Genomic DNA, 17,017 nt, shown 5'->3' with positions numbered 1-17,017 from the left:
GAGCGGCCTTTGGGAGCGCGGGTTTGGCTCAGTCTAGCATTGCGCCCAAGGGTGGAGCGGCTAAGCTGGTGGCAAGCCCCTAAAGCCAGGGGAAAAGACATGAGGAGTGGGCAGATGAAGCTGATTTTGCGGATCTTGGGGGCACTGATCGCGACGTTTGTGGTTTTGGTGGTGGTGCTGTTTATGCTGCCCGGCGAAAAGGTCGCGGGGCTGGCCGCCGATCAGCTTGAGGCACAGACCGGGCGCAAGCTGACGTTTCAGGGCGAGGTGCGCTTTACCCTTTGGCCGATGCTGGGGGTGAAATCGGACGGGGTGGTGCTGTCCAATGCGGACTGGGCCGGGCCAGAGCCGATGCTGACTGCCGAACGCCTGTCGATTGGCATCTCGGCTGGGGATCTGTTGCGGGGCAAAGTGCGGGTGACCGAGGTTTCGGCGGTGCTGCCGCATCTGAACCTTTCGGAGCGCGCGGATGGCCGGGGCAATTGGGTGCTGGGCGGCGAGAGCGACGGCGCGGCGGCGGCGGGCGCTGGCGAACCCCAGGCGGCGGCTTTGCCGATCAGTATTGAAAAGCTGACCCTGACCGGAGCGTCGCTGCGCTATCAGCCGCATAAGGGCGCGCCGGTAGAGATGTCTTCGGTGGATATGGTGCTGCGCTGGCCGGATCCCAGCGGCACGGTGAATGTTGATCTGACACTTAGGCCGACCGGGGCACCTTTGCAGGTGCAGGCCGAGGTGGGCAGCTTTGCCGCCTTTCTGAACGGCGCGGTTTCTTCGGTTGGGGCGTCGGTCGCGGCTGACGGCGGCAGCCTGCGCTTTGACGGGCGCGCTGACCTGACCGGCGCCGCAACGGGGCGGGTCACCGCAAAGATCACGGATACGGAAGCCTTTTTGACGGCCTTTGGCCAAAGAGGCATCGCGCTGCCGCAGGGGCTGGGGCAAGCAATGGTGATCGGCGCTGATGCCACCTATACCACCGATGGACGCCTGGCGCTGCGCGACATGGCGTTGGATCTGGATGGCAATAGGCTGGAAGGTGGCCTGGATGTTGAGCTTTCAGATGTGCCGCAATTCACCGCGCAGCTGAATGGTGGCGATCTGACAGTGCCTGGTTTGACCCCTGCCGCAACAGCTGCGGCGGCGGGCGAAAGCTCTGAGGTGGCGGCTTCTGGTTGGTCAAAGGAGCCCATTGACGCCGCGGCGCTGGCCTTGGCCAACGGCACTGCCGTGGTGAGTTTTAACAGCCTGAAGGCGGCGGGGCTTGAGTTTGGCGCTAGTAAGCTGTCGCTGACTCTGGACCGGTCGCGCGGGGTGCTGAAACTGCAACCTGCGGCGCTGTTTGGTGGTCAGGTGTTGGGGCAGGTTGTGGCCAATAATCGCAACGGGTTTTCTGTCGGCGGTAAGCTGAGTTTCAACGGCATCCGACTGGAGAAGGGCCTGGGGCAGCTGGCTGGATATGACAGGTTGAATGGCGAGGCGCTGGGCGAGCTGGAGTATCTGGCCTCTGGTGGTAGCCTGGATGCACTGATGCGCTCGCTCTCGGGCAAGGGCTGGCTGGAGGTCAACAAGGGGTTTTTTACTGGGTTTGACCTTGAAAAGCTGATGCGCTCCGGGCGGGGCAATGGTGGCAGTACTGTGTTTGACCAGCTGTCGGGCAGCTATGCCATTGAAAAGGGTAATCTGGTGAACCAGGATCTGCTGGTGACGCTAAAAGGCATCCGGGCGGATGGCAGCGGGCGGATCGGGCTGGGCGCGCAGGATCTGGACTACCGGTTTGCGCCAACCATTTCCGGCCTCAATGGGGCGGCGGGGCTGACCATTCCGGTGCTGATTACCGGCCCCTGGGCAGATCCCAAAATTCGCCCGGATCTCAAAAACGCCCTGCAGCCAGAGATTGATGCGGTGGAGCAGGAAGCCAAAGACCGGGTGATCGAAAAGCTCAGCGAGGAGTTGGATATGGAGGTCACCCCAGAACAGGATCTGAACCAGGTGATCCGCGATCGCATCGAGCAAGAGGCCAAGGATCAGTTGCTGCGCTTGCTGGGAGGGGACTGAGTCCCGCCTGGCCGGACCCCGCTCGCCTGTTCGACGAGGGGCGTTGCTCTAATGGCTCGCCCTTTGGGCGAGGCAGGTTTGCAGGGGCAGGGACCCGCCTTTTGCTCCTTTCGGTCCCGTATCTCGCGGTTAGGTATCTTGGCCCCGTTTCCGTATTTCAATGGGCTCGCCTCACGGCGAGACAGGTTTGAAAAGAAAAGGGCCCGCCGTGAGGCGGGCCCGGGTCGCCTGCCGCAGGGCAGGGGAAACCATTTGGCATCGTTGAGAAGAGGCCCAGCCTTAGATCGTCTGGTCGTAGTCGCCCACCAAGGGTTCGGTGCGGATGACCGCGTCGATATCGGCAAAGATGGCGCGCATTTCGTCTTCGCTGTCAGAGCTTTCACAGACCACAACCAGGTTAGGTGTATTGGAAGAGGCGCGCACCAGGCCCCAGGAGCCGTTGTCCAGGATCACCCGGGCGCCATTCACCGTCACCACCTCTTTGATGCGGCGGCCTGCCAGGGGTTCTGCGGCCTCATGTTTGGCCACCAGTTTGGCCACCAGCCGCTCTAGCACGGTGTATTTTTCGGTATCCGCACAATAGGGCGACATAGTGGGCGTTGACCAGGTCTTGGGCAGCGCCTTGCGCAGGTCTGACATCGACATGTCAGGATTGCGCTCCATCAGTTTGCAGATCTCGACGGCGACACGCATGCCGCAGTCGTAGCCGCGCCCGATCGGTTCCGCCAGGAAGTAGTGGCCGGATTTTTCAAAGCCCGCCAGGGCGCCGATTTCCTTGACCCGGCGTTTCATATGGCTATGGCCGGTTTTCCAGTAGTCCGCCGTCACGCCGTTCTTTTGCAGCTCGGGGTCCGAAGCAAAGAGTCCAGTGGATTTGACATCGGCCACAAAGGTCGCATTGGGGTAAATCTTGCTGAGATCCCGCGCCATGATGACGCCAACCTTATCGGCAAAAATCTCTTCGCCTTCGTCGTCCACCACGCCACAGCGGTCGCCATCGCCATCAAAGCCAAGCGCCATATCGGCGCCGGAGGCTTTTACGCTGTCGGCCATGTCGTGCAGCATCTCCATGTCTTCGGGATTGGGGTTATAGTGGGGGAAGGTGTAGTCCAGCTCTGTGTGGCTGGGCACCACCTCAACGCCGATGCGTTCAAACAATTCGGGGGCAAAGGCCGAGGCGGTGCCATTGCCGGTGGCGCAGACCACTTTGAGCTTGCGGGTCATTTTGAAATCACCCACCAGATCGTCGAGATAGGCCTCTTTGACCCCATCGACAAATTCATAAGAGCCACCGGCGCGGGCCTCGCCTTCGCCGTTCAGCACGATGTCGCGCAGTTCGCTCATCTCATCGGGGCCATGGGTCAAGGGGCGTTCAAAGCCCATTTTGACGCCGGTCCAGCCATTGGGGTTGTGGCTGGCGGTGACCATGGCGACTGCTGGTACGTCCAGGTGGAACTGGGCAAAATAGGCCATGGGGGATACGGCCGGGCCGATGTCTTTGACCTGGATACCCGCCTGCATTAGCCCCAGAATAAGCGCCTGTTTGATGGCCAGGGAATAGTCGCGGTAGTCATTGGCCACAGCAATGACCGGCGGGATGCCGCGCCGGTGCATCTGGGTTCCCAGACCCAACCCCAGGGCAGTCATGCCGGGCAGGTTGATTTCTTCGGGGTATTTCCAGCGTGCATCATATTCGCGAAAACCGGTTGGCGTGATCATTGGGTCGCGCAGAAAATTCCAGGTGTTCGGCTGCACCGGGGAGCTTGGTTTTTTCATCTTTAAAAATCCCTTGAGGGGTCAGATAGAAATAGGGTTGGCTTTGGCAAGCGCGTCAAAAGCCATCAGGGTTTCAATAAGTTTGGGCATCTGATCCAGGTAAATCATATTGGGGCCGTCGCAGGGGGCATTGTCCGGATCCTGATGGGTTTCCATAAAGACCGAGGCAATGCCGGTTGCGACCGCCGCGCGGGCCAGGATGGGCGCAAATTCGCGCTGCCCGCCCGAGGCACCGCCCAGCCCGCCGGGCTGGGCCACGGCATGGGTGGCATCCATTACCACCGGATAGCCGGTGCGGGCCATTTCAGGCAGGCTTTGCATATCGACCACCAGGCGGTTGTAGCCAAAAGACACGCCGCGCTCGGTCAGCATGATCCGTCTGTTGCCGGTGCTTTCGATTTTGGCCACCACATTGGGCATGTCCCAGGGGGCCAGGAACTGGCCCTTTTTGACGTTGATCACCGCGCCAGTGCGGCCGGCGGCCAGCAAAAGAGAGGTCTGGCGGCACAGAAAGGCCGGGATCTGCAGGATGTCGACCACCGCGGCAACCGGGTCACAATGGTCCGCCTCGTGAATGTCTGTCAGCACCGGAACGCCGATTTCATCCTTGACCGATTGCAGCACCTTTAGCCCCGCGTCCAGCCCCAGGGCGGGTTTGGCGTTGATCGAGGTGCGGTTGGCCTTGTCGTAAGAGCCCTTGAAGACATATTGCGCACCAACCTTGTCGCAGGCCTCTTTCAGGGTGCCGGCGATCATCTGGGCGTGATCTGCGCTTTCCAGCTGGCAGGGGCCGGCGAGAATGGTCAGGGGGCGATCATTGCCAATGGTGAGGTTGGCGACTTGGATGTTTTTCATGACTTACGACGAAACCTGTTCCCGGAGAATGGATGCTGTGAGTGAACACAACAGGTAGATACCGGAAAAGATCAGGAATGCCAAAATCGTATTTTCGAATTTGCGCGGATAGCTGGGCTCTTCGCTGGCAACGGGGGCAACGGCGGTGGTCAGATAGCGGACCTGGCGGTTGGCCTCCATGCGGGTGGATTCCACTTGTTGCAAGGCGGATTGCAGCATCAGATCACGGGTAGCGAGATCGGCCTGAGCCATCTGAATCTGCACCCGATGATTGGCAAGCGAGTTTTCGCCTTCCGAGGCATCGGTCATCCGGTCATTCAGCCGCTCGATCACTGTACTCAGGCGATTGATGTCGGCCTCGACACCGGCAACCTTGGCGCGGTTGGGGCGGGTGTTGTCCATCAAGGCTGCCAGTTCCAGCTCTTTTTGCTGCAACTGCACCTCAAAGGTGTTGATCTGTGAGCGCAGCGACAGGATGACGCCCTCGGGGTCCAGAACCATACCGTCCTGTTGCAGCTCCACCAGATGCCGCTGCGCCTCGCGGCGTTTGCTTTCCGCTAGTTCCAGAGCCGCCTCAGATTCGCTGACCTGATCAGAGCGTTTTTGTTCGGACAGGTGGTTCACCTCATCTTGGGCATAGCTGATCAGGCGGCGGGAAAACTCGGCAGACACCTCGGGGTCTGCGGCAGAAACCTCCATACGCACCACACCTTCGGTGGGGTCATAGCCGATTTTGACGTTGCGCTTGTAAACCTTGTAGGCCTGTTCATTGGTCGGATTGGGGTCAAGCCGCTGAATGGGGTCGATCCAGCCCTGGGTGAAATGATCCTTGAAGCCCATTTCATCGTCCAGCCGTAGCATGGCGCCTTTGGATTGCAGATAGCCCTGCACGGCGATGGAATCCTGGCTGGTGGCAAACTGGGTGCCGCTCAGCAGGCCACTGACCGCGCCGGCGCCATCGGCCTTGAGCACCAAAAACTCGGATTTGGTCGCATACATCGGGGTGGCAACCGCATAAAAGAAATACCCGGTGATCAGGGTTGGCAGCATGACAAAAAAGCCCAGACGCGCCAGGAGCAGGACCAGCTTGCGACGACGCCGTCCGGCGATCTCGCGCTGCATTTCGGAAATTTCATGCTGGCGTCGCTGGGCAGGGCTGAGCTCGGTTGAGGGCAGGTTGGTTTTTGCGGCAGGCACAGTCTGGGGCAGCTGCACGGGCTGGCCCACGGCTGGCGTGTTGTCGGGCTGTGCCTTGTTTTGCGGCACCACCAGTTCCAGCATATTGGCCCGTTTGAACGGATCTATGCCCTTTTCGCGCAGCAGGCGGACGGCATCAAAATCCGAGGTCGCAGGCAGATCATGTTTTTGCGCCACGCGCCGCGCCATGCGCAACTGGCGCCCGGTGAGCCCCTCTTGGCGGATGGCGTCGATATCTGTCTCAAGGCGGGTTTCGCGCGCCGAGCTCACCTGCCCGGACAGGGGCGGTTTGCCAGCGGCTGCGGCGGCCTTGGGGGACTGTGCAGAGCCATTTGGCTGCTGCTGGGCCGAGGCACTGGCCGCGCCCGCACTGCTTTGCGCATCGGGCGCCGGAATGGGGCGGGCGGCTGCAGTCTCACCTGTGGACCCGGCATCAGGAGAGGCTGGGTTACGGCGAATTCTGAACTTTTTAGCCTTGGGTTTCGTAGTCATAGAGCTGCTTCGCTTCTTCCAAGGTTTCAAACATATTGAGTTTCCCGTCCAGCAGAACGGCCGCCGAGCTGGCAAATTTTTCCAGCGTCTTGGCCTGGTGCGAGACGATGATGATGGTGGTGGTTTGCAGGCGTTCCTGCAGGATTGCCCCGGCCTTCTTGTTGAACTCCACATCCGTGGTGCTCGGCATGCCCTCATCAATCAGATAGACATCGAAATCCAGGGCCAGCATCAGCGAAAAGCTGAACCGGGCCCGCATCCCGGAGGAATAGGTGCCAAGGGGCTGGTCAAAATACTCCCCCAGGCCACAGAGCCAACGGCAATAGGCCTCGACGTAATCAGGATCCAGCCCATAGAGATTGGCGATGTAGCGGGCATTTGCCAGTGCCGAAAGTCGATTGACCACGCCGCCCATAAACCCCAGCGGAAAGGAGATCTTGCAGCCGCGCCGGATTTCGCCTTCGTCAGGTTTTTCCAGGCCAGCCATCATATTGATGAGCGTGGTCTTGCCGGTGCCGTTTGGCGCCAGGATGCCAAGAGATTTGCCCAGCTCAACCCGAAAGGACACCTGGTCAAGAATGACCTTGCGCTGACTTCCCGTCCAGAAGGACTTGCTGACATTTTCAAACTCAAGCATTGCTTGTCCTGGTGCTTCATCGGCTGCCCCAGTGGGGCGGGTCTAGGCGGGATGTTTGCCAGTCATAGTGACGGCCGGATCCCCCGCGTTTCTGGAATATCCTATGATTGTTAAGGGTATGGGTTCCGATTTTGGCTTTATTATGTCGAATTATGGCATAAATCTTCAAGGATTGATTAACCATTCTGGTGAGATCCAGCGCTCACTGTACTGGAAACGGTCTTATTGCCTGCTTTCTAACTGTTTTTCTTTTGGAAACAATGGGAGTGGTGGGTTGCGTGCCGGTGTGAGGGGCGGTTTGTCCTGTGCGCCAGAACCTGGCAGGGTCGGGCAACGCGAGGAGAAGGCAGTGCAGGCAGAAAAACTAGGGGACGAGATCAGAGCCTGCCGGATCTGCGCCGACCAGTTTGCCGCAACCCACACCCAGCATCAACCGCGCCCCGTCGTCTGGTTTGCCCCTTCGGCGCGGATCCTGATTGCTGGTCAGGCTCCGGGGCTGCGGGTGCATAATAGTGGTCGGCCATTTACCGATCCGTCCGGTGATCGGCTGCGGCATTGGCTGGGGCTTGGGGAGGCAGAGTTTTATGACCGGGAGCAGGTGGCGATTGTGCCCATGGGGTTTTGCTTTCCCGGCTATAACGCCCAAAATGCCGATTTGCCGCCGCCGCCGATCTGTGCCGCAACCTGGCGGAACCGGGTGATGATAAGCCTGCCAAATGTGGCGCTGACCCTGGCAATTGGCGGCCCGGCGCAGGCCTTCCACCTGGGCGGCAAAATGCCGGTTGGCCAGCGGGTGGCGGCCTGGCGGGACCATGCGCCGCGCGTCTTTCCCTTGCCTCATCCCTCCTGGCGCAATACCGGGTGGTTGAAACGAAACCCCTGGTTCGAAGCCGAGCTGCTGCCGGTGCTTCGGGGGCGGGTAAAGGAGCTGATGAAATGAGTGAGACACCCCCAGAGGACATCACCCCGCTGGACCGGGCCTATGCGCAGATGCAGGCGGCTCCGGAGGATGGCGCGGCCCGGCTGCGGTTTTATGAACGCCTGGCCGATAGCGAGCTGTTCATGATGCTGAGCAAAGAGCCGGAAGGCGACAGGATCTCGCCAGAATTGTTTGAAACCCCCGATGGGCGATTTGTGTTGGTGTTTGACCGCGAGGACCGGCTGGCTCAGTTTGCCGGTGACGCAGTGCCCTATGCGGGGCTTGCCGGGCGCGGCGTGGTTGAAATGCTGGCCGGGCAGGGTATTGGCCTGGGGGTGAACCTGGAGGTGGCACCCTCGTCGACGCTCTTGTCCGCGGAGGCAGTGGGCTGGCTGCAGGAGACGTTGCAGAATGCACCGGATCAGGTGGAAGCCGCGATCGAAGAGCTCCTGCCACCTGCCGGGCTGCCAGAAGTATTGCTGAGCGCTCTGGATGTAAAACTGGCGACAGCTGCCGGACTGGCCACGGCCGCCTATCTGGTGTCGCTGCGCTACAGGGGCGGTGGGCAGGGACATCTGCTGGGCTTTGTTGCTGCGCAGCCAGAGGCCGAGGCGGCACTGGCGCAGGCGGCCAGTGAAGCTTTGACGTTCTCCGGGATTGAGGCCGGTGCATTGGATGTTGGATTTTTTGCGGCTTCCGATCCAATGGCTGCCAGCCTGGCGCGCGTCGGATTGCGATTTGATCTGCCCAAGCTGGAAGAGCCACAGATCTATCAGCCGGTCATTCCAGGCAGCGACCCGGATAAGCCGCCGATCCTAAAATAATCCCTCTTCCCCGCCTTAACAAACGCCTATGCCCAACGGGCCTTGGCGCGGAAAGGCAAAAGGGGGGCTCCCGCCCGTCATCGCCCTTTACAGGGCTCTTCCCGTTGGGCCCAGCGCCGCGCAAAGCGCGGCGCGCGCGTGGGGATGGGGCGTCGCTTTATTCAACAAGAGCGCCAGTATGCATTGCTTCGCCGTATGTCGCTAGCAGCACTGCGCGCTTGCGCGCAGTGCCGGGCCCAACGCCAGCTGCCTCTTTTGGCCTTGGCCAAAAGAGGCCTGGGGGCGGGAGCCCTCCCTTTGCTGGGGTCAGCTGTCGCTTTCGGCAGGTTCCAGTTTGTCCTGGGTCCGGGTGTCGAAATCACCTGCGTCATGGCGTTCACGCAGTTGGGTATGCAACGCGCCAAAGGCCCGGTTCACCATCCGGCCACGGCTGACCGCAGGGCGGGCGTCGATTTCTTTGGCCCAACGCATCACGTTGGTATAGCTTTCCACATCCAGGAACTCAGCTGCCTCATAAAGGCGTCCCAGCACCAGCTGGCCATACCAGGGCCAGATGGCAATATCGGCGATACTGTAGTCGTCGCCCGCGATGAATGTGTTTTCGGCCAGCTGGCGGTCCAGTACGTCAAGCTGACGTTTAGCTTCCATGGAAAAACGGTCGATAGGGTATTGCCACTTTTCAGGGGCATAGGCGTAGAAATGGCCAAAGCCGCCGCCCAGGTAGGGGGCGCTGCCCATCTGCCAGAACAGCCAGTTCATCACCTCGGTGCGCGCCGCACCGTCCTTGGGCAGGAATGCGCCAAATTTTTCGGCCAGATGCACTAGCATGGAGCCGGATTCAAACACCCGCAGCGGCGCCTCGCCGCTCAGGTCATGTAGGGCGGGGATCTTGGAGTTCGGATTGATCTCCACAAAGCCTGAGCCAAACTGGTCACCTTCGCCGATATTGATCAACCAGGCATCATACTCGGCACCGGAATGGCCCTTTTCCAAGAGCTCTTCCAGCATCACCGTGACCTTGACCCCATTGGGCGTGGCCAGCGAATAAAGCTGGAACGGATGCTTGCCCACGGGCAGCTCCTTGTCGTGGGTCGCCCCGGCAATCGGACGGTTGATCGAGGCAAACCGCCCACCGTTGTCCTTTTCCCAAGTCCAAACCTGCGGCGGGGTATAGGTTGTATCACTCATCTGAAGGAGCCCTGTCTTTGCTAGTGGTGTAAGAGGCGCGCGACGCCCTGCGCCCATGCGCGATGTCTACTGAGAATAGGGGCTTTGTCCAAAATTCCAATGACTGGAAGGTCTGATCGCCGCAACTTTTTGCGTGTTCACGCAATTGCGCTGTTCAAACACAGTCGCGTGAGCCCAGTTTCGCGGCTGTGCACAACGGGCTAGTTTGATTCTCAACGGGGCTGTGGGGCAGAGACCGCCCGATGTTTCGGACGTCTGAAGTCAGACGGTAATCTAACTCAGGAGTGTGACACAGATGAAGCGATTTGCATTTGCGGCCCTTGCGGCCATCAGTTTTGGCCTGCCCGTCTTTACCGGACCAGTCTTTGCCGGGCCGCAGTTTGTCGATCAGACCGGTTTTGCGGTGTCCGGCTACGACGTTGTGGCCTATCGCAGCCTCGAACAGAGTGCTGTTGGACAGCCGCAGGCGGCGGCGATCCCCGGGCGGGCTGATATCACGGCAGAATACAATGGCGCCAAATTCGCCTTTGCCAGTGAAGAAAACCGGGCCAAATTCCTCGAAAACCCTGCATATTTTGTGCCGCAATATGACGGTCACTGCGCCTATGGTGTTTCCAAGGGCGGTAAGGTGCCCGGCAACCCCAACCTGTGGCGCATTGTTGACGATCGGCTTTACCTCAACATCACCAAAAACGTTGTTGGGTTTTGGGAAGAGGATATTGGCGGAAACATCAATCTCGCCGAAGGCAACTGGCCAGGGATCGAGCCAAAGGAGGCTTCGGGTAGACCTATCCCCAATTTCACCTCCAGCGCACCTGGGCAGTGACTGCCTGGGCTGCGACTACCAGGGCGCTGATAACCTGCGCAGTGACCCGGTCTGGTTTGCTGTAATTGCCCTGGTGTTGGCGCCGCGCTGAGACCAGGTTGGCGGCTGACCTGACGCTTATCTCCAAAGCGTTTGCGAAACAGGGAACTCGGACCGGCAATAGTCATAAACACCGCTGTAGAATGACCGACACTCAGCGGCCAGCTCATGAGGAAGCTCTAGGCGGTTTGAAACATTTACTTTTTGGTCCACATCCAGGTCGGTACGCGCGATCCCCAAGACGTTGATCAAGGACGCGAGTGAGGGTTCCTCAAACATGTTCTCATAGAAGCCAAAGTATAGCTGGTGGCAGTCAAAGGTCTCTTTTAGACGTTCAACCGTCAGGTCATATCTGGTTCGGCTTAAACTTTCGGCGCTCTCATAGAAGGGTTTGAATCTGGCTAGGAGCTGCTGATCAGAAATCTGTTCGCCCTGCGCCTGGGCCATGGCGCGCCGCATGCGTAAGGAACTCCAGTTGCGCGCAACCGGGTCACGCATCAGGAAAATGACCTTTACGGCAAAGCCTGCAGCCTCCAGACGGCTGCGGATAAGGGCAAAGTCTTTTGCCGCCAATCCGGAATATGACGGGGTAAAATCGCCAGTGATACTTGCAGATCCGGTTACCTGGGTCTGGAAGTAGCTTTCATAGAAGCCCTCGACGTTTTGCATCGCAAATTTCAATTGTTGTGCATTGAAACCTGCAAAATCGGCGTCCAGCCATCTGTGATTAGGCTGTGGGTCTTGCGCCCGGAAATGCGCAAAATGGGGGATGAAAAGCGCATCCCAAATGTGATACTCCTTTAGCAACCCCATATTGGTCTTGGGGGAGTTTTGCAGCTGCAAATGCAGCCAGGACGTGCCGGACTTTTGAGTGCCAACACCCAGCAGGAATACCGGTTTTTCCAAAGGTGGCTGATGCATCTTGTCCTTGTAGCAGCACGCTATCGCCGTTGCCTATGGCAGAGCAGCCTTGGCAAAGTCCCATGGCGATGGTTTGTGCAGCTTAATGGCTGATTTTTATAAAAAAGCCCCGCGCCCAAAAGGAGCAGGGCTGGATAGTCAAACTCGAACAGCCAGTGCGGCGGCTGCGTGTTACCGCTTGCGGTCGCGGCGGGCGCTCATGGGCTGGAAGGCAACGCCGACATGGGCCTCGCAATAGGGCTTACCCTGTTGCACCGGCAGGCCGCAGAACCAGAAATCCTCGGTGGCGGGGTCGCCAACGGGCCACTTACAGGTGCGCTCGGTCAGCTCCATCAGCGACAGCTTCTTGGCCTTCTTTTCGACCTCATTGACCTTGGCCAGGGCTTCGGGGCTGATTTCGTTGGCCGAGGGCTGCGGTGGCAGTGGCTGGCCTGCAGGGATGATCTGCTTGCGTGCGGGCACCATCGGGCGCGCATCCGATGCGGGCGCTGCCGCTGCCGCAGGCGCCGGGGTTACCGGGCGCGCGGGCTCGGTCTTGGGCTGCGGTTTTGGCTTGGGCGCCGGTTTGGCAGCCGCCGCGGGCTTTTCTTTTGGTTCGGCTGCGGCCTTGGCGCCGGTGGTGGCGCGGTTGGACAGGCCGAGGCGATGCACCTTGCCAATCACAGCATTGCGGGTCACCCCACCCAGTTCTTTTGCGATCTGGCTGGCCGACTGACCTTCGCCCCACATCTTCTTGAGCAATTCGACGCGATCGTCTGTCCAGGACATCTGTTGCCTTTCCAAGCTAATAGCGGCCCCAGAATTCTGCGGCCGCCATCGAGTTCCGTATTCAGGACCCTATCTTAGTCGATGGGCAGAGAGTTACAAGAGACCTTGCGCCTCAGAACCCAAGCGCTATGCAGTGAAAGCACAACAAATGCGGGGAAATCATGTCGGAGCAAGGGGCGAACAGCCAGATGGGCTATCAGAATGCACTCGGTGAGCGCCGGTTCGGACGGGTGAACTGGCTGGGGCTGCAGACGCTGGCGCAGCGCGAAATCACCCGGTTTCTGGTGGTCTGGACCCAGACCTTGCTGGCGCCACTGGTGACAGCGGCTCTGTTCTTGTTGATTTTCAACCTCGCCATTGGTCCCAAACGCGGCGATGTCATGGGGGTGCCCTTTCTGCATTTTCTGGCGCCGGGCATCATGATGATGACGGTGATCCAGAACGCCTTTGCCAATACCTCTTCGTCGTTGGTGATTTCCAAGGTGCAGGGCAATATCGTTGATACCCTGATGCCGCCGCTCTCTGGGCTGGAGATCCTGCTGGGCTATCTTGCCGGCGCGGTTGTGCGCGGCACTATGGTTGCCTGCGGGATTGCGGTGGGGCTGGCTGTGGTGCTGCAAATTGTTCCGACGCATCCCCTGATTGCCCTTGTTTTCATCGTCTTGGGGGCATTGTTTTTGGGCGGGCTGGGTATCGTTGCCGGGATTTTTGCCAATAAGTTTGACCAGATGGCGGCGATTACCAATTTCATTGTCACGCCTTTGGCGTTTTTGTCCGGCACCTTTTATTCGATCAATGCGCTGCCACCCGTTCTGCACGCCCTGGCGCAGGTGAACCCGGTGTTCTACCTGATTGATGGGCTGCGTTTTGGCATGATCGGCACCTCTGACGGGGCGCCTTTTGTTGGCATGGCAATCTGCGCCGGGGCGAGTTTTGCCATCTGCCTACTGGCCTGGGCCATGCTGCGCAGCGGTTACCGGCTCAAGGCGTGAGAGAGCCCTTTTCCACGATGCCTGGTGCTTTCACGGAGGGGTGCCGCCCCTCGCGCCAGGCAAGAATCGCAGCTCCTGACAGGATAACGGCGGCTCCGATGAGGGTGATCCAATCCGGGATCACGCCAAAACCAATAAAATCATAAAGCGTGGCAAAGATCAGCGTGGCATAGCTGAATGGCGCCACAAATGAGGCTTCGGCCCGCGCCATACCATTGATAAAACAGGCCTGGGCGCAGGCCATCAGGGTGCCAAGCGCCGCCAAAGCCCCCCATTGCAGCGCGGTGGGCGCCTGCCAGACCGGCAAAACCGCTGCGCTGGCTATCATCATTCCCAGAGCGTTATTGAACCACAAAACCTGCAGCGGGCGTTCGCGCCCGGCGAGCTTTTTGATAAATATCAGCTCCAGCCCCATGATGGTCGCGGCCGCCAACGCCAAAAGAGCCGCCGGTTGAAAGCTGTCCGGCGTTGGTCGCAACAGGATCATGGCCCCCACCAGGGCGATGCCTGCGGCCCCCCAGCGCCAGGGACCAACCCGTTCGCCGAGCAGCGGGATCGCCAGCAACATGCCAAAAACCGGGTTTAGAAAGGCAATCGCCGTGGCATCCGCCAGCGGGACATAGGCCACCGAGGCGAACATCAGCGTGATGCCCAGCCAGCCACAGCTGGTGCGCCCGATATGCAACCGCCACTGCGGCGGTCGCAATTTGAACCGCATTGCCCTCACAGCCATGGAAATCACCAGGAAGGCGAATAAAAACCGTCCATGGCTGATTTGCAAAGGGTGTAGCGCAGGCCCCAAAGCCTCAGTGCCCAGGGCCTTGGCCAACAGCGTGGTCGCAGCAATAAAAACGGTCGCTAGAATAATCAACGCAGCCGCAAGGCGGGGGTTCTGTGGGGGTGTGATGCTCATGGGGTCTCTGCTGCGCTGACTGGCAGGCATTTGCAAGAGCTATCGCAGCTAGGGCAGAGGCGTGGCCAGGTCGATAGCCCTGCGAGGGGGAGGTCAAATTGTTGGGTCTTGCTGGCGGAAAGGGGTTTCTTTATGTCAAATGCTCCGATATGGAGCCTACCTATGATCAAAGTTACGCATATCCCTTTGTTGCGACGCCGACGCCGATTGGCGTAATTTGCTGGCGTAGTTCGGCACCTTTGATCTATGGCTTTTGCGCTTTTGCGGCGTATTGGCACAAAACCAATCTCTCATTATTGACCCTCAGGCCCTGCTCATGCACTGCTTTGGCCTTAACTTTCCAAAAAGGATGATCCAATGATCCCGTCCGTACTGCCCACCTATAACCGTGCTCCGCTGGAGTTCGTAAAAGGCGAAGGTTCCTGGCTGTTCGAGGCGGACGGGCGCCGATTTTTGGATCTGGGCTCTGGCATCGCTGTCAACGCGCTGGGCCATGCCCATCCCAAACTGGTCGAGGTGCTGAGCACCCAGGCGCAGAACCTCTGGCATGTCTCCAACCTCTACAAGATCCCGCAGCAGGAAAAGCTGGCGGATCTGCTGGTGGAGCACACCTTTGCTGATACGGTGTTTTTCACCAACTCCGGCACCGAGGCCTGCGAGCTGGCGGTCAAGATGGCGCGCAAGTATTTCTATGAGAAGGACCAGCCCGAACGGGTAGAGATCATTACTTTTGACGGGTCGTTCCATGGTCGCTCTTCTGCGGGCATTGCCGCGGCTGGCACGGAAAAAATGGTCAAGGGCTTTGGCCCGTTGCTGCCGGGCTTTGTGCATCTCACCTTTGGCGATATGGACGGGCTGACCAATGCGATAACGGATCAAACGGCGGCGGTGCTGATCGAGCCGGTGCAGGGCGAGGGCGGTATTCGTCCGGTGCCCGATGCTGAAATGAAGGCGCTGCGTCAGATCTGTGATGACGCAGGCATTCTGCTGATCCTCGATGAGGTGCAATGCGGTGTGGGCCGGACCGGCAAGCTTTTTGCCCATGAATGGGCGGGCATCACACCCGACATCATGATGGTGGCCAAGGGCATCGGCGGCGGCTTCCCCCTTGGCGCGGTTCTGGCCACCGAAGAGGCGGCCTCGGGCATGACCGCAGGCACCCATGGCTCCACCTATGGCGGCAACCCGCTGGGCTGCGCCGTTGGCTGCGCGGTGATCGAAGAGGTCATGGCGCCGGATTTTCTGGCGGATGTGAACCGTCGTGCGGGTCTGCTGCGTCAGCGCCTGGACGGTCTGGTGGCTGCGCACCCGGAGGTGTTCGAAGAGCTGCGCGGTTCTGGGTTGATGCTGGGGCTGAAATGCAAGGCTGCGAACATGGATGTGGTGCAGGCCGGCTATGACAATCAGGTCATCACCGTGCCTGCCGCCGACAATGTGATCCGCCTGCTGCCGCCTCTGACGCTCAGTGAAGAGGACATCGCCGAGGCCATCTCCCGCCTGGACAAGGCCGCCACCCAGGTGGAGCAAACGCTCGGTTGAACAGATGCCAGGATGACATTCATCTTTCCCTAAATATTCCCGGGGGTGCGGGGGCAGGCAGCCCCCGTCGTTTGACTGCCCCACACGTAACCAAAAAAGCGACATGTTATGAACCACTTCCTTGATATTCACACAACCAGCGGCGCAGATCTGCACGCCATTATTGACCAAGCCAAGGTGATGAAACAGGCACGCCAGGGCCGCCCCAAAGGCATGGCTGATGATGAACAGCCCCTGGCTGGCCAGATGGTGGCGCTGATCTTTGAAAAACCCTCCACCCGGACCCGCATTTCCTTTGATGTGGGGGTGCGGCAGATGGGCGGTCAGAGCATGGTCCTGTCTGGCAAGGACATGCAACTGGGCCATGGTGAGACCATTGCCGATACCGCACGGGTGATGTCGCGCTATGTGGATCTGATCATGATCCGTACCTTTGACGAGGCGGTTTTGCACGAGATGGCTGAATATGCCTCGGTGCCGGTGATCAACGGGCTGACCGACCGCACCCACCCCTGCCAGATCATGGCGGATATCCAGACCTACGAGGAGCATCGCGGCTCGATCAAAGGCAAAAAGGTTGTCTGGGCCGGGGACGGCAACAATGTCTGCGCCTCTTTCCTGCATGCGGCAGCCAAATTTGGGTTTGACCTCACCTTCACCGGTCCGTCGCAGCTGGACCCGGAGGACGAATTTGTCGGCCTGGCCCGTCAGGCAGGCTCCAAAGTGGTGATCGAACGTGACGCCGTCAAAGCGGTTGAAGGCGCCGATCTGGTGGTGGCCGATACCTGGGTCAGCATGCATGACAGCCAGTCCTCGAAAGAGCGGCGCCATAACATGCTGCGCCCCTATCAGGTCAATGAGGAGCTGATGTCACACGCCAAACCCGACGCTTTGTTCATGCATTGCCTGCCCGCGCACCGCGAAGAAGAGGTGACCTCGGCAGTTATGGATGGCCCGCAGTCGGTGATCTTTGATGAGGCCGAAAACCGCCTGCACGCGCAAAAAGCCGTCATGCGTTGGTGCCTCGGAGTTTAATCCGGCGCTGTCCTCGACCCATTGGCCGGTGTCCTAGACGCCGC

The 17,017-nt window shown here is 59.6% G+C and carries 15 protein-coding genes; 7 read left to right on the top strand and 8 right to left on the bottom strand.

Features of this window, described 5'->3' with window-relative positions; all coding sequences use genetic code 11:
- The first annotated feature begins 114 nt into the window (after nucleotides 1-114).
- Complete coding sequence (locus JZI28_RS13230) at nucleotides 115-2,052, top strand: AsmA family protein (RefSeq protein ID WP_375697896.1); 1,938 nt, start codon at nucleotides 115-117, stop codon at nucleotides 2,050-2,052.
- A 279-nt stretch (nucleotides 2,053-2,331) separates the two neighbouring features.
- Here JZI28_RS13230 and JZI28_RS13225 read toward each other — a convergent pair whose 3' ends face one another.
- Genes JZI28_RS13225 through JZI28_RS13210 form a run of 4 tightly spaced genes read right to left on the bottom strand, consistent with a single transcriptional unit; the run spans nucleotide 2,332 to nucleotide 7,009 of the window.
- Nucleotides 2,332-3,828 (bottom strand): phosphomannomutase/phosphoglucomutase, encoded by a 1,497-nt coding sequence (locus tag JZI28_RS13225; protein WP_375697895.1) that lies wholly within the window; start codon nucleotides 3,826-3,828, stop codon nucleotides 2,332-2,334.
- A gap of 21 nt (nucleotides 3,829-3,849) precedes the next feature.
- Nucleotides 3,850-4,683 carry a 3-deoxy-8-phosphooctulonate synthase gene (kdsA, locus tag JZI28_RS13220; RefSeq protein WP_375697894.1) on the bottom strand — a complete coding sequence of 278 codons (834 nt, stop codon included), beginning with the start codon at nucleotides 4,681-4,683 and terminating at the stop codon, nucleotides 3,850-3,852.
- A gap of 3 nt (nucleotides 4,684-4,686) precedes the next feature.
- Nucleotides 4,687-6,372 carry a capsule biosynthesis protein gene (locus tag JZI28_RS13215; protein WP_375697893.1) on the bottom strand — a complete coding sequence of 562 codons (1,686 nt, stop codon included), beginning with the start codon at nucleotides 6,370-6,372 and terminating at the stop codon, nucleotides 4,687-4,689.
- Complete coding sequence (locus JZI28_RS13210) at nucleotides 6,350-7,009, bottom strand: ABC transporter ATP-binding protein (protein ID WP_295446906.1); 660 nt, start codon at nucleotides 7,007-7,009, stop codon at nucleotides 6,350-6,352. Before JZI28_RS13210 ends, JZI28_RS13215 begins: the two co-directional genes overlap by 23 nt.
- Nucleotides 7,010-7,358: 349 nt before the next feature.
- Here JZI28_RS13210 and JZI28_RS13205 point away from each other — a divergent pair, with 349 nt between their 5' ends.
- Nucleotides 7,359-7,949 carry a uracil-DNA glycosylase family protein gene (locus tag JZI28_RS13205; protein ID WP_375697892.1) on the top strand — a complete coding sequence of 197 codons (591 nt, stop codon included), beginning with the start codon at nucleotides 7,359-7,361 and terminating at the stop codon, nucleotides 7,947-7,949.
- Complete coding sequence (locus tag JZI28_RS13200; RefSeq protein ID WP_375697891.1) at nucleotides 7,946-8,752, top strand: SseB family protein; 807 nt, start codon at nucleotides 7,946-7,948, stop codon at nucleotides 8,750-8,752. The genes JZI28_RS13205 and JZI28_RS13200 overlap by 4 nt, the downstream gene beginning before the upstream one ends.
- A gap of 306 nt (nucleotides 8,753-9,058) precedes the next feature.
- On the opposite strand, the gene yghU is transcribed toward JZI28_RS13200, so the two are convergent.
- Complete coding sequence (gene yghU / locus JZI28_RS13195) at nucleotides 9,059-9,940, bottom strand: glutathione-dependent disulfide-bond oxidoreductase (protein ID WP_375697890.1); 882 nt, start codon at nucleotides 9,938-9,940, stop codon at nucleotides 9,059-9,061.
- Nucleotides 9,941-10,235: 295 nt separating this feature from the next.
- Between yghU and JZI28_RS13190 the strand changes: the two genes are divergently transcribed.
- Nucleotides 10,236-10,766 (top strand): YHS domain-containing (seleno)protein, encoded by a 531-nt coding sequence (locus JZI28_RS13190; protein WP_375697889.1) that lies wholly within the window; start codon nucleotides 10,236-10,238, stop codon nucleotides 10,764-10,766.
- Between the two features lie 117 nt (nucleotides 10,767-10,883).
- Here the strand turns inward: JZI28_RS13190 and JZI28_RS13185 are convergent, their stop codons facing one another.
- Both JZI28_RS13185 and JZI28_RS13180 read right to left on the bottom strand, forming a co-directional pair.
- Complete coding sequence (locus JZI28_RS13185; RefSeq protein WP_375697888.1) at nucleotides 10,884-11,726, bottom strand: hypothetical protein; 843 nt, start codon at nucleotides 11,724-11,726, stop codon at nucleotides 10,884-10,886.
- Nucleotides 11,727-11,897: 171 nt separating this feature from the next.
- The gene (locus JZI28_RS13180; protein ID WP_295446896.1) at nucleotides 11,898-12,494 is read right to left on the bottom strand and encodes a GcrA family cell cycle regulator; all 597 of its coding nucleotides are present in this window, start codon (nucleotides 12,492-12,494) and stop codon (nucleotides 11,898-11,900) included.
- Nucleotides 12,495-12,655: 161 nt separating this feature from the next.
- On the opposite strand from JZI28_RS13180, the gene JZI28_RS13175 reads away from it, so the two are divergent.
- Nucleotides 12,656-13,486, top strand: coding sequence for an ABC transporter permease (locus tag JZI28_RS13175; protein WP_375697887.1), 831 nt, complete (start codon nucleotides 12,656-12,658; stop codon nucleotides 13,484-13,486).
- Here JZI28_RS13175 and JZI28_RS13170 read toward each other — a convergent pair.
- Complete coding sequence (locus JZI28_RS13170; RefSeq protein WP_375697886.1) at nucleotides 13,476-14,399, bottom strand: DMT family transporter; 924 nt, start codon at nucleotides 14,397-14,399, stop codon at nucleotides 13,476-13,478. The two genes, JZI28_RS13175 and JZI28_RS13170, sit on opposite strands and share 11 nt — an antisense overlap.
- A 357-nt stretch (nucleotides 14,400-14,756) precedes the next feature.
- On the opposite strand from JZI28_RS13170, the gene JZI28_RS13165 reads away from it, so the two are divergent.
- Both JZI28_RS13165 and argF read left to right on the top strand, forming a co-directional pair.
- Nucleotides 14,757-15,938, top strand: a complete 1,182-nt coding sequence (locus tag JZI28_RS13165) for an aspartate aminotransferase family protein (RefSeq protein WP_375697885.1) — start codon at nucleotides 14,757-14,759, stop codon at nucleotides 15,936-15,938.
- Nucleotides 15,939-16,046: 108 nt separating this feature from the next.
- Nucleotides 16,047-16,973, top strand: a complete 927-nt coding sequence (gene argF / locus JZI28_RS13160; RefSeq protein WP_295446888.1) for an ornithine carbamoyltransferase — start codon at nucleotides 16,047-16,049, stop codon at nucleotides 16,971-16,973.
- The last annotated feature ends 44 nt before the right edge of the window (nucleotides 16,974-17,017 follow it).

The sequence above is a fragment of the Pseudophaeobacter sp. TrK17 genome, assembly GCF_042192375.1.
Lineage (GTDB): Bacteria > Pseudomonadota > Alphaproteobacteria > Rhodobacterales > Rhodobacteraceae > Pseudophaeobacter.
This window is presented reverse-complemented; position numbering and strand designations above follow the sequence as displayed.

Bases quoted from the DNA above. Each gene is read 5' to 3' on its own strand.
- JZI28_RS13225 (WP_375697895.1), bottom strand. From the start codon at position 3,828: ATGAAAAAACCAAGCTCCCCGGTGCAGCCGAACACCTGGAATTTTCTG.
- JZI28_RS13180 (WP_295446896.1), bottom strand. From the start codon at position 12,494: ATGTCCTGGACAGACGATCGCGTCGAATTGCTCAAGAAGATGTGGGGC.
- JZI28_RS13200 (WP_375697891.1), top strand. From the start codon at position 7,946: ATGAGTGAGACACCCCCAGAGGACATCACCCCGCTGGACCGGGCCTAT.
- JZI28_RS13210 (WP_295446906.1), bottom strand. From the start codon at position 7,009: ATGCTTGAGTTTGAAAATGTCAGCAAGTCCTTCTGGACGGGAAGTCAG.
- JZI28_RS13230 (WP_375697896.1), top strand. From the start codon at position 115: ATGAAGCTGATTTTGCGGATCTTGGGGGCACTGATCGCGACGTTTGTG.
- kdsA (WP_375697894.1), bottom strand. From the start codon at position 4,683: ATGAAAAACATCCAAGTCGCCAACCTCACCATTGGCAATGATCGCCCC.
- argF (WP_295446888.1), top strand. From the start codon at position 16,047: ATGAACCACTTCCTTGATATTCACACAACCAGCGGCGCAGATCTGCAC.
- JZI28_RS13190 (WP_375697889.1), top strand. From the start codon at position 10,236: ATGAAGCGATTTGCATTTGCGGCCCTTGCGGCCATCAGTTTTGGCCTG.
- JZI28_RS13165 (WP_375697885.1), top strand. From the start codon at position 14,757: ATGATCCCGTCCGTACTGCCCACCTATAACCGTGCTCCGCTGGAGTTC.
- JZI28_RS13175 (WP_375697887.1), top strand. From the start codon at position 12,656: ATGTCGGAGCAAGGGGCGAACAGCCAGATGGGCTATCAGAATGCACTC.
- JZI28_RS13215 (WP_375697893.1), bottom strand. From the start codon at position 6,372: ATGACTACGAAACCCAAGGCTAAAAAGTTCAGAATTCGCCGTAACCCA.
- JZI28_RS13170 (WP_375697886.1), bottom strand. From the start codon at position 14,399: ATGAGCATCACACCCCCACAGAACCCCCGCCTTGCGGCTGCGTTGATT.
- JZI28_RS13185 (WP_375697888.1), bottom strand. From the start codon at position 11,726: ATGCATCAGCCACCTTTGGAAAAACCGGTATTCCTGCTGGGTGTTGGC.
- yghU (WP_375697890.1), bottom strand. From the start codon at position 9,940: ATGAGTGATACAACCTATACCCCGCCGCAGGTTTGGACTTGGGAAAAG.